At 62.7% G+C, this 14640-nt stretch carries 13 protein-coding genes; 1 reads left to right on the top strand and 12 read right to left on the bottom strand.

The features are described from left to right. Nucleotide 1 precedes the first annotated feature (1 nt). The 9 genes from ONZ54_RS18575 to kbaZ form a co-directional block, all read right to left on the bottom strand. Nucleotides 2-1891, bottom strand: a complete 1890-nt coding sequence (locus tag ONZ54_RS18575; protein WP_271786872.1) for an alpha-amylase family protein — start codon at nucleotides 1889-1891, stop codon at nucleotides 2-4. 124 nt (nucleotides 1892-2015) lie between these two features. Beyond that, a complete protein-coding gene (locus ONZ54_RS18570) occupies nucleotides 2016-2870 on the bottom strand; it encodes a tagatose bisphosphate family class II aldolase (protein WP_271786871.1) in 855 nt (284 codons plus the stop codon). Next, nucleotides 2861-4060, bottom strand: a complete 1200-nt coding sequence (gene nagA, locus ONZ54_RS18565; RefSeq protein ID WP_271786870.1) for an N-acetylglucosamine-6-phosphate deacetylase — start codon at nucleotides 4058-4060, stop codon at nucleotides 2861-2863. Before nagA ends, ONZ54_RS18570 begins: the two co-directional genes overlap by 10 nt. Further along, entirely contained in the window at nucleotides 4061-4495 is a 435-nt protein-coding gene (gene agaF, locus ONZ54_RS18560; protein ID WP_065401346.1) for a PTS galactosamine/N-acetylgalactosamine transporter subunit IIA, read from the bottom strand. 47 nt (nucleotides 4496-4542) lie between these two features. Beyond that, the gene (gene agaE / locus ONZ54_RS18555) at nucleotides 4543-5421 is read right to left on the bottom strand and encodes a PTS N-acetylgalactosamine transporter subunit IID (RefSeq protein WP_271786869.1); all 879 of its coding nucleotides are present in this window, start codon (nucleotides 5419-5421) and stop codon (nucleotides 4543-4545) included. Next, a complete protein-coding gene (gene agaW / locus ONZ54_RS18550) occupies nucleotides 5411-6187 on the bottom strand; it encodes a PTS N-acetylgalactosamine transporter subunit IIC (RefSeq protein WP_043142155.1) in 777 nt (258 codons plus the stop codon). The genes agaE and agaW overlap by 11 nt, the downstream gene beginning before the upstream one ends. 15 nt (nucleotides 6188-6202) lie before the next feature. Further along, nucleotides 6203-6676, bottom strand: coding sequence for a PTS N-acetylgalactosamine transporter subunit IIB (gene agaV / locus ONZ54_RS18545; protein ID WP_042872688.1), 474 nt, complete (start codon nucleotides 6674-6676; stop codon nucleotides 6203-6205). Continuing rightward, on the bottom strand, nucleotides 6676-7845 hold the full coding sequence (locus ONZ54_RS18540; protein WP_058395221.1) for an SIS domain-containing protein: 1170 nt from the start codon (nucleotides 7843-7845) through the stop codon (nucleotides 6676-6678). Before ONZ54_RS18540 ends, agaV begins: the two co-directional genes overlap by 1 nt. Nucleotides 7846-7857: 12 nt before the next feature. Beyond that, on the bottom strand, nucleotides 7858-9171 hold the full coding sequence (kbaZ, locus tag ONZ54_RS18535) for a tagatose-bisphosphate aldolase subunit KbaZ (RefSeq protein ID WP_271786868.1): 1314 nt from the start codon (nucleotides 9169-9171) through the stop codon (nucleotides 7858-7860). Between the two features lie 272 nt (nucleotides 9172-9443). On the opposite strand from kbaZ, the gene ONZ54_RS18530 reads away from it, so the two are divergent. Then, nucleotides 9444-10241: a DeoR family transcriptional regulator gene (locus ONZ54_RS18530; protein ID WP_058395219.1), complete on the top strand. Its 798-nt coding sequence runs from the start codon at nucleotides 9444-9446 to the stop codon at nucleotides 10239-10241. Between the two features lie 70 nt (nucleotides 10242-10311). Here the strand turns inward: ONZ54_RS18530 and ONZ54_RS18525 are convergent, their stop codons facing one another. The 3 genes from ONZ54_RS18525 to barA all read right to left on the bottom strand — a co-directional run bounded on the left by ONZ54_RS18525 (nucleotide 10312) and on the right by barA (nucleotide 14563). Next, nucleotides 10312-11238, bottom strand: coding sequence for an N-acetylmuramoyl-L-alanine amidase (locus tag ONZ54_RS18525; RefSeq protein ID WP_271786867.1), 927 nt, complete (start codon nucleotides 11236-11238; stop codon nucleotides 10312-10314). A 3-nt stretch (nucleotides 11239-11241) separates the two neighbouring features. Continuing rightward, nucleotides 11242-11721 carry a YehS family protein gene (locus ONZ54_RS18520; RefSeq protein WP_271786866.1) on the bottom strand — a complete coding sequence of 160 codons (480 nt, stop codon included), beginning with the start codon at nucleotides 11719-11721 and terminating at the stop codon, nucleotides 11242-11244. Nucleotides 11722-11851: 130 nt separating this feature from the next. Continuing rightward, complete coding sequence (gene barA / locus ONZ54_RS18515; RefSeq protein WP_058395218.1) at nucleotides 11852-14563, bottom strand: two-component sensor histidine kinase BarA; 2712 nt, start codon at nucleotides 14561-14563, stop codon at nucleotides 11852-11854. Nucleotides 14564-14640 lie beyond the last annotated feature (77 nt).

The raw sequence follows: 14640 nt of genomic DNA, 5'->3' as shown, positions 1-14640 counted from the left end.
CCTATTTGATGGGCGTCAGCTCCAGGGTGATGAGCTCCAGTGGTGTCAGTTTGATGACCATTCCATCACTGATTGAAGTCGGCACGGTTTTGTTGTCGCCATATAGTGGCTTGATATTAAAGCCTTTCGCCTCTGTGGTGGGCACTTCAAGCTGGCCTGTCGGTTCCAGGAAGAACTGTTGAGGCTGGCTCGAAGGGTTACGCAGGGTAATGAAAGACTTTGCCGGGCTCCACGCCGCCCAGCCATAGACAGCCAGCAGGGTGGGGTCGCCGCCAATCCAGTGGCTGTCAAACAGCACGGCCTGGTTCTGCTGCGACCAGAGCGCCGCCTTGGCCAGCAGATCCCAGTTCTCGCCAGTCAGCAGCTCCGGTGTGATGTAGAGCTCCTGCAACTGGGTGCCGGTGGCAAAGTAGCTCCAGGCCTGATCGGCAAAATCTTGTGGCGACTGCTGCTCCAGATGTTTGGCCTGCTTGGCATAGACAAGCCCGTGCAGCATCAGGGAGTTGAGCGGAAACAGCGGGCCTTGCTTGACGATGGAGCGGTAGGTCTCCGCATCCCGGTAGGTAATCCACTGTTGTACCCTGGAGCCGGGGCCATAGAAGTTGATGTCATCGCCGCCGCGCCAGATGGAATCGGCGAAGAAGAGCCAGGAGGGAGAGGCCGTGGTGCCCGTGGTCAGATTGATGAAGACCTCTTTATTGGCGGTGCGGGCATCCGAGATCAGATGGATGGCGGCATCAAAGTCGCTGGTGAACTGGCTGCCCTTGATCTGCTTGTTGGCGTTGCCGGTACCATCGAACTTGAAGTGGGTGACCCCCTGATCCTGAATGAGTGACATCACTTTCTGGTGGAAGTTTTTGTAGTAGACGGGGCCCGAGAGGGCGAACTTGCCATCGCTCAGCTCATAGCCAAACTCGGCGGCATGGGAGACCCGCTCATCCCTCGGCTTGTTGTAGCCACCCCAGGGGGAGAACCAGATGCCGAGCTGGGCGTGATATTCTTCTGCCGCCTTTTTCAGCTTGCTGAAACCATGAGGAAAGTCCTTGCTGAATCCCCAGTTGCCCTTGCGGTCATCCCAGCCATCGTCAAACAGGAAGCCGCTCATGGGCACACCGCGTTTGGTGACCAGCTCCTCGCCAAACTGCGTGATGCGGGTGAGGGCGTCGTCTTCCGTGTAGGGGTTGAAGAAGCCGATATCGAGCCAGGAGTTGTAGTGCAGATAGGGGGCGTAGGGTCTGTCACGGGCGTCGTTGATGAACTGGTTGAAGTCACGTCTGAGCTGGCCCTCGCCGAAGGTGCCGACATAGGTGCGATAGGTGAGCGGCTTGCCCTGCTCCAGCGGCAGCGCGAGCGGGATCAGCTGGCTGATGCCCCCCTCGTAGGCGCGGGTGTTGACCAGTGGATTCTGTGGCGTGATGAAGAAACTGTCGCTGACGATGGGCGAGCTGTTGATGGCGCCGTAGACAAAGGGTGCCTGGGAGTGGAACGGCAGCATGGAGAAGCCGTTGATCCGCTTGCCATTCTTGAGGGTGTCGAGGGAGAAGTCGATGCTGGCGTAGCGCTTGTCTTTGGCCAGCCGGATCTCGCTCTTGATCAGGAAGTCGGCGTTGCTCAGTGCGATGTCAATGTGGTCCTGCTCTTTGGCAAACGCATCTACAGTGAAGTCGGCCGACGAGGTCAGCCTGTCATCCAGCCCCTTGATATCGAACAGGGTATTCGAGCGGATGACATCCCCGTTCGCCCTGTTGGTGAAGGTGATCTCCTGGAATTTTCCGGCATCCGTTTTGACGCTGATCTGGTACTGGTTGCCCTGCAGCGACATCACCTCGGCCCGGGCGAGGGCGGGCAGGGTCAGCAGGACCAGCAGCGTCATGGCGGTACGTGCGTTCATATTTATCTCCGTATAGATGATGAATGGCGGTGTGACTGGGGTGATGGGGCTTGGTGTCCTCCTGATGCTGGCGGATTTGCGGGATCTGGTGCGGGCTCACCTAGCTGGCGAGCCCGCTGACCGGTTACAGCTTGCCGTCGCTCATGCACATGCGGATCTTGGCGGCGACCACCTCCTCCATGGCGGCCATGGCGGGCACCAGATACTGGCGCGGATCGCTGGCATCCGGGTGGGCGGCGAGGAAGGCCTTCATGGCGTCGGCGAAGGCTATCTTCAGCTCGGTGGCCACGTTGACCTTGCATACCCCGAGCGCGATGCAGCGGCGTACGTCCCGGTCGGGAATGCCGGAGGCGCCGTGCAGCACCAGCGGAATGGAGACCCTGTTCCGGATGGCGGCGAGGCGATCAAAGTCGAGACGTGGCTCTTCCTTGTAGAGGCCGTGCGCCGTGCCGATGGCCACGGCGAGGGAGTCGATGCCGGTGCGCGCCACGAACTCGGCCGCCTTGTCCGGATCGGTCAGGTGGGCGTTGGCGGCGTCCACAATCAGGTCATCCTCCTGCCCGCCGAGCTGGCCCAGCTCGGCCTCCACGCTCGCCCCCATGCGGTGGCAGAAGGTGACGACCCGCTGCACCTTGGCGACGTTCTCCTCGAATGGCAGGTGGGAAGCGTCGATCATGGCGGAGTGAATGCCGGATTCGACCTTGAAGTGGATATCCTGTTCATCCTCGTGGTGGTCCAAGTGCAGCACCAGCGGTATGCGGTACTGGTGGGCCGCCGAAGCGCAGATGGAGACCAGATACTCGACCCCGGCGTGGCGATAGGTGCCGGGCGTGGCGGCCAGGATGACGGGAGATTTCAGATGGGCGGCGGTGCGGGCCACCACTTCGACGGTTTCCAGGTTGTGGATGTTGAAGGCCGGTACCGCGTAGCCGCGGCGCTGGGCATCCTTGAGCATTTCGTGAGACGAGATCAGATACATGAGGACTCCTTGGCGCCTTCAGTGGCGTCGGGTTCAGAGAAAGAGGCGGGGGCGCTGGCGGGAGTTATCTCCCTGCCGGCGACCCAGATATGTTGCTGGTAGAGGGCCGGTGTGAGGGCGAGCAGGTTGGCCCGTTTGCCGACGGCCAGCGAGCCCAGCTGGTCGTCAATGCCGAGCATGCGGGCGGGAGCCAGCGATGCCATCTGGATCGCGTCTGCAAGGGGTACCCCGGCCAGATGCACCATGTTGCGCACGGCCCCGATCAGGGTGAGGGTACTGCCCGCTAGGCCGCCGGTGGCGGTACGCACCACTCCGTCCTTCATCTCCACTCGGTAGTCACCGAGCAGGTAGTGGCCGTCCGGCATGCCGGCGGCGCGCATGGCATCCGTGATGAGCAGCAGGCGATCCCCGGCGCAGCGGTGGCACAGCTTGAGTACGGTAGGATGCACATGATGGCCATCGGCGATGAGCTCCAGCCAGGCGGTGGGATGCACCAGACCGGCCCCCACCATGCCGGGTTCCCTGTGGTGCAGTCCGCGCATGCCGTTGAAACAGTGCACCAGGCCGGTCGCACCGGCCGTCAGTGCCGCCTGTGTTGTGTCGTGGTCGGCGGCGGAGTGACCCAGCATGACCCGGATGCCGGCCGCCTTGAGGTGGCAGATGGCCGCCAGGGCGTTGGCTTTCTCGGGGGCGAGGGCGACAACCTTCAGGGTGCCACGTGCCTGACGCTGCAACTGTGCCAGCTCCGCCAGGTCGAGTTCCCGGAACAGCGCCGGATCGTGGGCGCCCTTGTTGTCGGGGGTGAAGTAGGGCCCCTCCAGGTAGCTGCCGAGCAGCTGGGCGCCCGGCATGCCGCTCTCCATGGCATCGGCGACCCGATTCAGGGCGCGTGCTATGGCGGGTAGCGGTGCGGTAACCGTGGTGGCGAGGAAGGCACCGACCCCTTCCGTCGCCTTGGCGAGAGAAAGCCGGGCCAGCACGCCGGCCTCCTCGTCCATCACATCGACGCCGGCCCCGCCGTGAACGTGGCCATCGATGAAGGCGGGCACCAGCAACTCGACCTCCCGCACCGGATCGTCTGCCGGTATGGGGGCGATGGCGGTGATGATGCCGCCCTCATGGGTAAGTACTTGATGTTCGAGCCAACCCTGCTCGGTCAGCAGGCGACGGGCACGGATCCGTGTTGCCATCTAGATACCCTCCTCGACCCGCGCTTCGGCCCGCTCGCGCGCCAGCTCGTCCACCAGACTGGTGAGGCCGCGATGACCGCAGCACAGGGCTTGCTCGCGAAACTGGGACGGGGTCAGCTCGCCGCGATCCATGGTCATCTCCAGCAGCAGCTGCAGATTGGTGCCGGTCACGACTTCCCGGTCTGGCTGGCGCAGCGCCAGGGTAGAGGCGACCCGAAACGGGGTGCCGCCCAGCAGATCGGTCAGAAAGACCACGCCGTCGCCACGGTCGACCCGGGCCAGCGCTGCCTCGCACTGGCTCTGCAGCAAGGCCGTGGTGGAGGACTCGGGAAAGTCGATGGCGACGACCGCCTCCTGCTCGCCGAGGATCTGGATCATGGCCTGCTCCATGCCGCTGGCAAAGCCGCCATGACCGCAAATGATGATGCCCAACATAAGGTGTTCCTTTACTGCAAAGGGGCCGGCCTGTCGCCGGCACCGGATTAGAGGAAGCCTGCAAACTTGCCGACGATACCGAGCACGACCGTGATGACGATGAGGCTCAGCGGACTCCAGCCGCGGCGGATCAGCGCATACATGGCCAGGGTGTAGAGCAGCGGCAGGAAGGCCGGCATCAGCTTGTCGAGCACGTCCGCCTGCAGTTTCACCACCGCATCACCGGCGGTGATCTCCAGGGTGGTGCCGAGCCGCACATAGGTGGCGACCAGGGCGCCGATCACCGTCATGCCGACGATGGAGGCGGCATGGCCCACCTTGCGGGTGTTGGCCTTGATGAGCGGAATGGCGGCGACCCCCATGCGGTAGGCGTAGTGCGCCAGCCCGAAGCGCAGGCCGAAGTGCACCACATTGAACAGCAGGAAGAAGAACACGGCGCCCATGATGGAGCCCTGCAGCGCCAGATCGGCGCCGATACCGCCGCAGATGGGCAGCAGGGTGAGCCAGAACATGGCATCCCCGATCCCGCCCAGCGGTGCGCCGACCGCTATCTTGGTGCTCTGTATGCTGTTGACGTTCTGCTTGGAGCGCTCCATCGCCAGCACTATGCCCATCACGAAAGTGACCAGGAAAGGGTGGGTGTTGAAGAAGCCCATGTGTCCCTTCATGGCCCGGGAGAGATCCTTGGGGTTGGTGTGGATCTTCTGCAGCGCCGGCAGCAGGCCGTAGAGCCAGCCGGAGGCCTGCATCCGCTCGTAGTTGAAGGAGGCCTGCAACAGCAGGGAGCGCCAGGCAAAGCGATTGATGTCCTGGCGGGTCAGCTCGGCCCCCAGTTGCTGATCTTCGTAGACGTCGTCGGAGACGGCGCGGGTCGGTTGCGGCTCGGCCGCCGGGGCGATCTGCCGGGCTGTGTTGTTAGATACCATCTTCAGTTTCCTCCTGGGTGGGGCGGGCTTGCGGCGCCGGGTCCTTGCGCATGAAGTCGATCAGGGCCATGGCCAGAGCGGCCGCGGCTATGGCCAGCACCGGCAGCTTGAGCCAGGCGGCGGCGACGAAGCCGAGGATGAAGTAGGGGATGTAGACGTTCTTCATCATGATCTTGAGCAGCACGGCGAAGCCGATGGCGGGCATGATGCCGCCGGCGACCCCTAGGCCGTCGATGAGGCGGGCGGGCAGCACGTCGATGGCGGTCTTGGCGTGTTCGGCCCCGAAGTAGGTGGGCAGGAAGGCGCACAGGAAGTAGAAGGTGCCGAGCGCCAGCAGGGCCAGGTAGTTGACCCTCTCTATGCCGCGGGTATCGCCTGCCTCCGCCATCCGGTCACAGCGGGACATGACCCCCGACATCACCGAGAAGAGGAAGGTGATCCCCATCTGGACCGCCACCGCGAACGGCACCGCGACCCCGACCGCCACATCCGGCTTGACCCCGGTGGTGATGGCGAAAGTGGCGCCGACTATGGTGCCTATGATGACGTTGGGTGGTTGCGCCCCCGCCAGCGGTGCCAACCCCATCCAGACCAGCTCCAGGGTGCCGCCCACCAGTATGCCGGTGGGCAGGTCGCCGAGGATCAGGCCCACCAGCGGACCCAGTACCACTGGCCTGTGGAAGTGAGTCAGGCCGTTGAACAGGTCAAGTCCGGCGAAGAACGCCAGAATGCCCAGCAAGAGCCCTTGCAATAAACTGATTTCCATCACAATTGTCCTTAATCAGATCAGGTTGAAAATGTCCTGTGCCGGTTCGGTCGGCACGCCCTGGACAAAGCACTCGACGTGGGCGTCCTGCAGGGCGCGAAACGCCGCTATGTCCGTCTCATCCACGGATACCGTCTTGTGGATCTGACGTTTGCCGTCGGCGTAGTGCATGTTGCCGACGTTGATGCGGGGGATGGGCACGCCCCCCGCGACCAGGGTGCGAAAATCCGTCGGGTTCTTGCACACCAGCAATATCTTCTGGCGATCGGCGGCCTTGCCTATGTTGTCGATCACCTTCTGCAGCGGCCAGAAGCGCACCGCTATCCCCTCCGCCAGCACCATCTCCATCAGGTTCTGCTGTATGGGGTCTTCCGCCACCTCGTCATTGGCCACCAGCACCAGGTTGGCGCCGGCAAACCCGACCCATTGCACCCCGACCTGACCGTGGATCAGCCGCTCGTCGATACGGCTCAGCACTATGTTTGGCATCAGACGCCTCCTTGCTGGTTGAACGGATAGATGTTGACGCCCTGCACGACCCGGTTGACCCGGCCGCTCGGGCAGGGGTTGTCCGGGGTGATACCCAGCGCCAGCGCTGTGTGGAAGGCGTAGTACTGGGCGTAGAGCAGGTAGCAGAACGCCAGCTCGGCATCGTCGCCGTTGAGGGGGGTGGGCAGATAGATGTGCTCGCCGGCCGCGATGAGCGGATCGGGCCGATCGGCCAGGGCGACAACCCGGGCGGCGTGGCCGTCCTGGCGAAGCTCGGTGAGCAGATCCAGGTCGTACTGGCGGGTGTAGGGATCGTTGGAGATCATCAGCACTATCAGGGTCTGGCCGTTGATGGCGGATTTCGGCCCGTGGCGAAAGCCGGTGGGGGAGTCATACATGGCCATCAGCTGACCCGAGGTGAGCTCGAGCAGCTTGAGTGCGGCCTCCTGGGCCACCCCCTGCAGGCTGCCACTGCCAAGATAGATGACCCGCTCCGGCAGCGGTTGATTCCACTCGGGCACGCTCAGTTCGGCCTGGGACAGAATGGCTTCCCCCAGGGCGATGAGCTGCTGGCTGACGGCGGGATTGAACTGGCGCGGCAGGAACACAGCCAGGCAGCTCAGCATCATGCTGGTCAGGCTGCTGGTCATGGCGAAGCTGCGGTCGTGGGTCTGGGGCGGCATCAGCAGCGCCAGGGAGCGGACATCCTTCTGGCAGCGCCGATAGAGCTCCCCTTCGCCGTTGCAGGTGAGCACCAGGTGGTGGCACTCGCTCAGCAGCTGGCTGGCCAGCTCGACGGCGGCCATGCTCTCCGGGCTGTTGCCGGAGCGGGCGAAGGAGATGAGAAGTGTCGGGTAATCCTGCGCCAGGTATACGTCAGGGTTGGTGACTATATCTGTGGTGGCGATCGCCTCGAAGCGGCCGTTGAGCCTGCCGCAGAGGTAGGGCGCCAGGGCCCGGCCGGCAAAGGCGGAGGTGCCGGCGCCGGTCAGGATCACCCGCAGGTTGCTCCGGGACAGCAGGGGCAGCAGGAAGCGCTCTATGGTGGCGCGGCACTCCTCTACCATGGTGAGTGTCTCCCGCCAGGCGGCGGGCTGTTGCCGGATTTCGCGGGCGGTGGCCAGGCCGTTGGCCGAGCGCAGTGTCTCTTCTGGATAACCAAGGATCATCTCTACAACTCCTTATGCAACCGGGGTGAGCCGGGAATGACTGGCGGGGGTGGTGCCACAGGCCTGGGCGTATTGGCGCAGCACCTCCTGCACCTGATCGAGAATGAGGTCGTGGGCTCTGGCCGACAGCATGCCCTGGCGCACCTTGCGGTACTGCAGCGGCAGATGCTGGCTGAGCAGGGGCAGGGGAATGGGCTCGGCGGCCAGGTTGGCGAGCAGCCGGGCATAGCAGTCGTCGACCCGGCTGTCGGGCCAGTAGTAGCGAATGCGGTCGGAATAGCTGTAACCGCGGGCCAGCCGGCACTCGTTGGCATTGCCCTGATAGTGGCTGCGCCAGAAGTCGGGACGATCCAGCATTGTCTCCTCCAGCACCTGGCGCAGGCCCGAGCAGGCGCGGGCGACCACCAGCTCCTCTTCGATGGCGGCAAGGGAGAACAGCGCCTCCCGCAGGGCGAAGGTGAGGGCAGGGCCGACCTTGAGGATGGCGAAGTGGTCGCGCACCAGCTGGCAGTAGGCTTGCGGGGTCTGGTAGTCGGTGGAGTGTGCCTCGAACACCAGATGGGGGTAGGCTTCGATCATCCGGCTGAGGGGAGCGGCCTTGTCGGACTGATAGTCGATGACATGGGTGTGGTCGAACTCCACCCCGGGTTGCACCACCAGGCCGATCACCCTGGGCCAGATGGCCTCGAGTCCGACCCTGGCAAAGGCCTGCTGGTGGGTACTCAAGGTATGGCGGGCGGCTTCCGGTGTGGTCACGGCCAGCTCGGCCAGCGTCTCATGGGCACCGCCAGGCACAGGCACCTCCGTGCCTATCACATAGACCAGATCGCAGCAGCCAAATTCGGCTTGGCAGGTCTGCTCGGCGATCAGGGCCAGTCGGGCGGCCCGCTCGGCGACCAGCTCATCGGGGAGGGGAACCGGATCCCCCAGGCAGGACATGCTGCAATCGAGGTGGATCTTCTTGAAGCCGGCGGCGACATAGCTGGCGATCAGCACCTCGGCGTGTTCCATGGCCTGCGCGGCTGGCTCCCCCTGCCAGCGGTTGGGGCCCAGGTGATCGCCTCCCAATACCAGTCGCTGCAGGGGAAAATTGCACTCGGCGGCGAGCCGGTGCAGCCGGTCGCGAAAATCCACCGGCGTCATGCCGGTATAGCCGCCGAATTGATCCACCTGATTGGAGGTGGCCTCGACCAGCAGCAGATCCTCTCCCTGTGCCGCCAGCCGCAGGGCTGCCTCCAGCACCAGCGGGTGGGCGGAGCAGACGGCGTAAATCCCGACCAGTACCCCCTGCTTGTGTTGCGTGATCAGTGCCAGCATTGATTTCATTTCCCTCTCCCTCATGGCTGAATACAGAATGAATCTTTCGATGTCTTTCTTTACACTAGGCGTGCAGCCCCTTAAACGAAACAAAAGCGTGCTCGCATCTTGAGCAAGATCACAAAAAGAAATGAATCGAAATGCTTTTGATGTTTCGGAAGAGTCTAAATGAGGGCTTTTAAACCAATGAAAGCTTGATTTGGCATAAAGGCTGGGCGTTAATAGCTAAACGTAACGAAGTGAAAGTCCTGATTTCACCACAGCACTCCGGCAGAGAGATTATGCAAACAACCGAAAAAAGTGTGCTTGGCACCAGCGAGCGGCGGGAACGCATCATTCAGCAACTACGCAGCAATGGCAGCGTTCAGGTCAACGAGCTGGCCAGTCACTATCAGGTATCCACAGTCACGATCCGCAATGATCTGGCGTTTCTGGAGAAACAGGGGATAGCGGTACGCGCCTATGGTGGGGCTCTCTTGTGTGAGCCGAATCAGGCAGTGCCCGAGCGCACTATCGCCGACAAGAGCGTGCTCAACACACCGGTCAAGCAGCGTATTGGCGCCATGGCGGCGAGTCTGGTACAGGCGGGAAGTCGTCTCATTCTTGACTCGGGAACCACCACACTGGAGGTGGCGCGTCACCTGCGCGAGCATCAGGAGATAGTGGTGATGACCAACGGCATGAACGTGGCGGATGCACTGCTGGAGGCGGAAGGGGTAGAGCTGCTGATGACGGGGGGACACCTGCGCCGCAAGTCGCTCTCCTTCTATGGTGCCCAGGCGGATCAATCCTTGCAGAACTACCATTTTGACCTGCTGTTTCTCGGGGTCGATGGCATCGATCTGGAGCGTGGCGTCAGTACCCATCATGAAGATGAGGCGCGTCTCAATCGCTGTATGTGCAAGGTAGCTGAGCGGATCATAGTGGTGACCGATTCCAGCAAGTTTGGTCGGTTGAGCCTGCACAAGATCATCGATACCCAGCGCATCCACACCCTGATCACCGATGATGCCATTGCGGCCGAGACGCTGGCGGGGTTGCGTCAGACGGGGATAGAGGTGTTGCTGGTGCCGGCCTGATCCGGACAGTGAAAAGGGAGTGAGAAAGAGGGATGCCATGGCATCCCTCTTTCGTTGTCAGGAGACAGGCTCAGCCAGGCTCGGGGAAGTAACGTTCCAGCAGGGCGGTGAGGATGGCCTGGCTCTGCTCGTCGGGCTCGCCGCTGACCAGGGCCGGGCGGAAATGGAGCTGGAAGGCGCGCAGGGCGGCGCGGCTCTGCTCATCCCAGGTACCGCTGGGGACTACCCCATAACCGTAACGGGCGAGTTGCTGTTGCCAGTTGAGGGCATTCCAGACGGGTGCTGGCTGCTGGCGCAGGGCTGTGACCCTGGCTTCATCAGGCCAGGCGCCGACCCCGTAGTGCAGGGCGAGCTCGCGCCAGGGGAAGTGGGGGCCGGGATCCTGCTTGCGTTCGGGGGCGACATCGCTGTGGGCCAGCACCTGGGTTGGCGGAATCCGGTAGCGTTGCACCAGCTTCTGGGTAAGGGCGCCGATGGCGGCGATCTGCGCCTGGGTGTAGGGCTGCCAGCGCCGCTGGTGGGCGGGTAGCAGCGCATCTTCCGGCGGATAGCCCAGGTTGACGATTTCGATGCCGAGGGAGCTGGCGTTGAGCCCCGCATACTGGTGCCAGCGACTGCGGCCCGCATGCCAGGCGCGTTGGCTGTCGGGCACCAGTTGGTAGACGGGCAGCGGTGTCTGGTCGGTGTCGCGGGGGATCAGGTAGTGAGCGCTCACCTGATGGGCCGGTTCGGTCAGCAGGCGCAGTGAGTGGGCGTCGTCCTCGTCCGTGTAGTGCAGGATCAGGAAGGCGATGCGTTCATTCTGGCTGGCGCTGGGGTAACGGGACGAGAGCTGATAGGGGGCAGGCTGGCAGGCGCTCAGCAGCAGTATGAGGCAGAGTGACCATAACCGCAGCCATATGGCCCTGTTCGCACCCGGTTCGGGAAGGCGCGACGGCCAGCGCCGCCCACTGGCCAGCGGGACACGGGCTGACAGTGAGCAGATACGCTGGCCCATGACTCAGGCGCGGTACTTGGCGGTGAGGCCGATGAGGAAGTTGCGCAGGATCTGATCCCCGCAATCCTGATAGTGCTTGTGATCCTTGGAGCGGAACAGGGCACTCAGTTCGGACTTGGAGAGGTTGAAGTCGGCGAGCTTGAGGGTGCCGAGCATGTCCTCTTCTTTGTAGTTCAGGCCGATGCGCAGCTTGCGCAGTATCATGTTGTTGTTGATCCGGTTCGGGATCACCTGGGCCGGGGCATCTTCCCGCACACCGCGGCGCGCTATGATGAAGCCGTCGAGGAACTGGCTCAGGGCTACATCGGGACAGGCGACATAGCCCGCTTCCTGCTCTTCCCCTTCAGCCGCTTCTTTCATCAGCCAGCTGTGCAACTGGGCGTGAGTGACCGTCAGATTGCCTTTGGCAAACATCTCGACCATCTGGTCGTTGCTGATGGTGAGGGCGTAGCGCAGACGGCGCAGAATATCGTTGTTGGTCATGTTGACTCCTGTAGAAACGGCGCAACTTTATCATCTGGCGCGCCCCGCGTCAGAAAAAGCAGGGCCGACTCTGTTCATTAACGGAGGCTGATAGCGGCTGCCAACCGGCGCCACGCTGCATCCACGGCATTCAGGCGAGGTAAAGGGGCGCCTCCCGACGCACCTGCTCCATCGCATCCTGCAACTCCAGCAACTCGGGTTCCAGCTCGCTGACCTGCACCCCGTCGCGCAGTTGTTGCTCCAGTTGGGAGAGCAGCCGTTGCAGGCCGGGCACCCCGGAATAGGCACAGCCGCCATTGAGGCGATGCAGCTGTGCCAGCACCTCGGCATCCTCCACCTGACCGGCGAACGCTGCCTCCAGAACCGGGTCCACCTCGTCGAAGCTGGCCATCAGCATGGTCAGCATCTCTTTGGCGAGATCCAGCTTGCCAGCTGCCTGACGCACCGCCAGGGACCAGTCGATCTGCTGATCCCCGTGGTTCTGGTGGCGACGGTGGGCGAAGTCAGTGATCAGTTGGGCCAGCATGCTCTCGTCGATGGGCTTGGCCAGATAGTCATCCATCCCCTGCCGGATCAGCCGTTCCCGCTCACCGGGAATGGCGTGGGCTGTGACCGCCACTATGGGCGTCTCAGTGTTGAGGGACTGGCTGCGGATCGCCTGGGTGGCACTGATGCCATCCATGATCGGCATCTGTATATCCATGAAAATGATGTCGAACGGCTGACTCTGGGCCAGTCTGACGGCCTCCTTGCCGTTCTTGCACACCACCACCTGGCTCACCATCTCCTTGAGCATGGCGGCGATCAGCTTGAGATTGGCCGCATTGTCGTCCACCGCCAGCACCTTGATCGCCTGCACGCTGCGTGGGGAGGGGGTGGGCAGCGGCGCGCTCTTGGTCGCCTCGGGGGAGAGCAGGGCGTGCAGCAGCTTGCGATGGTTGGTGGGCTTGGAGAGACAGTGCTGGGCACCGTGGGCCAGCATGGCCTCATAGAGCGATGGCTCGTGGCTGCTGAGCAACACTATGGTGTTCTGCTGGCCGTCCAGCGCATCGAGGCGAGCGATCACCTGCTGCGGAGTGTGCAGTGTGCTGCTGCCGATGATCACCATGTCCTGATTGCTCATCTCGGGCCAGATGGTGTCGATGGCGAGAGATTGCACATCCAGCTGCCATTCGGCCAGCAGGGCACACAGGGAAGAGTGGCTGAAGGGATCCGGCTCCAGCAGCCAGACCCGCTTGCCCTGAATGCGATCCAGCGGCAGCTTCTCGGTTTGGGGCAGGGGAGAGACGTCCATATCCAGGCTGAAGGAGAAGATGGACCCCTTGCCCAGCTCGGATTCAAAACGGATCTGGCCTCCCATCTGCTGTACCAGCTTCTGGGTGATGACCAGACCCAGGCCCGTGCCGCCATAACGGCGCGAGATGGAGGAGTCGGCCTGATTGAAGGCCTGGAACAACTGGCGCTGCTGCTCTTCAGAGATGCCGATACCGGTATCGCGGATCAGCACGTTGAGCCGCACCTTGTTGCCGTTGCTGCCGCCGGTCTGCTCTATGTGCACATCCACGTTGCCACGCTCGGTAAACTTGATGGCGTTGCCGGCGAGGTTGGTCAGCACCTGCTGCAGGCGCATGGGATCGCCAGTGAGATAGTCCGGCACCTCGGCATCTACCTGCAGGGAGAGTTCGAGCTGCTTGTCGTGAGCACTGGGGCCGAGCAGGTGCATGGTCTCGTTGAGGGTGTCGCGCAGGCTGAACGGGATATGCTCCAGCTGCAGCTTGCCTGCCTCCAGCTTGGAGAAGTCGAGGATGTCGTTGATGATGCCTAGCAGGTTGCGGGCCGACTTCTCTATGGTCTGCATGTAGTCGGTCTGGCTCGGAGTCAGCGCCGTCTTGAGCAGCTGGCGGGTGAAGCCGATGACGCCATTGAGCGGGGTGCGCAGCTCGTGGGACATGTTGGCCAGGAACTCGGATTTGACCCGCGCAGCCTCCTGTGCCCGTTTCTTGGCCATGTCGAGCTCGACGTTCTGGATCTCTATCTGTTCAAGTGTTTCCCGCAGATCCGAGGTGGCCTGATCGATATTCTGCTGCATCTCCTCGTGATATTCGGAGAGCGCTTTGGCCATGGCGTTGATGCCGTTTTTCAGCATGTCCAGCTCGCCGGTGAGCTGGCCGCTGACCCGGGTGTCGAGGCGACCCTCCCTGATCTTGTGCACCGCCTGCACCATATCGGTGATGGGCTGGGTCACGCTCTTGACCAGCCTGAAGCCAAACAGGGTACTGAAGGCGATGCCGATGAGCACCATGATCACCGCGAAGAAGGTGTCGCGATACTGCAGGATCATGGCCCTGTCAGTGGTCATCTGCATGGAGATGTAGCCGATCATGGGCGGCTCCACGTCGCTGGGCAGCGGGAAGCCATCCATGCTGGTTTCGGCCTGGATCGGGGTGCGCAATATGATGTCGTCACCGTACAGGGTGACGCTGGTCAGCTCGGGGATCTGGCTGCCATCTGGCAGCCGCAGTCGGGTGAAGTCCCTGTGATAGTTGGACGTCACGAACAGCTGGTTGTCCTGGGTGAAGACGGCGATGGACTTGATGAGCGGCGAGTTTTTGCGGTGGGTCAGGCCTATCAGCCGCTTGAGCGACTCGCGACTGTGCTGGGTCATGCCGTATTCACTGGCGATGGCCAGGGGCTCTATGATGTTGATGCCCTGATCGATCAGGTTGTTTTCCAGCTGCTGGTAGCGGTGGAAAGTAAAATAACCTGCCATCAGGCCGCCAATGATCAGGGTCGGCAATATGGTAAAGGCCAGTACACGGGCTCGAAGGCCGTACTTGGTCATGCGGATAGTCCCCCGATCATCCGGGTTGGCAATAGGGTCAACGACAGTGGGCGGGCCCGCAGGCCGGATTTGGTCAT

The sequence above is a fragment of the Aeromonas salmonicida genome (assembly GCF_028355655.1).
Lineage (GTDB): Bacteria > Pseudomonadota > Gammaproteobacteria > Enterobacterales > Aeromonadaceae > Aeromonas > Aeromonas salmonicida.
Note: the sequence above shows the minus strand (reverse complement) of the source record. Positions and strands in the feature narration are given on the sequence as shown.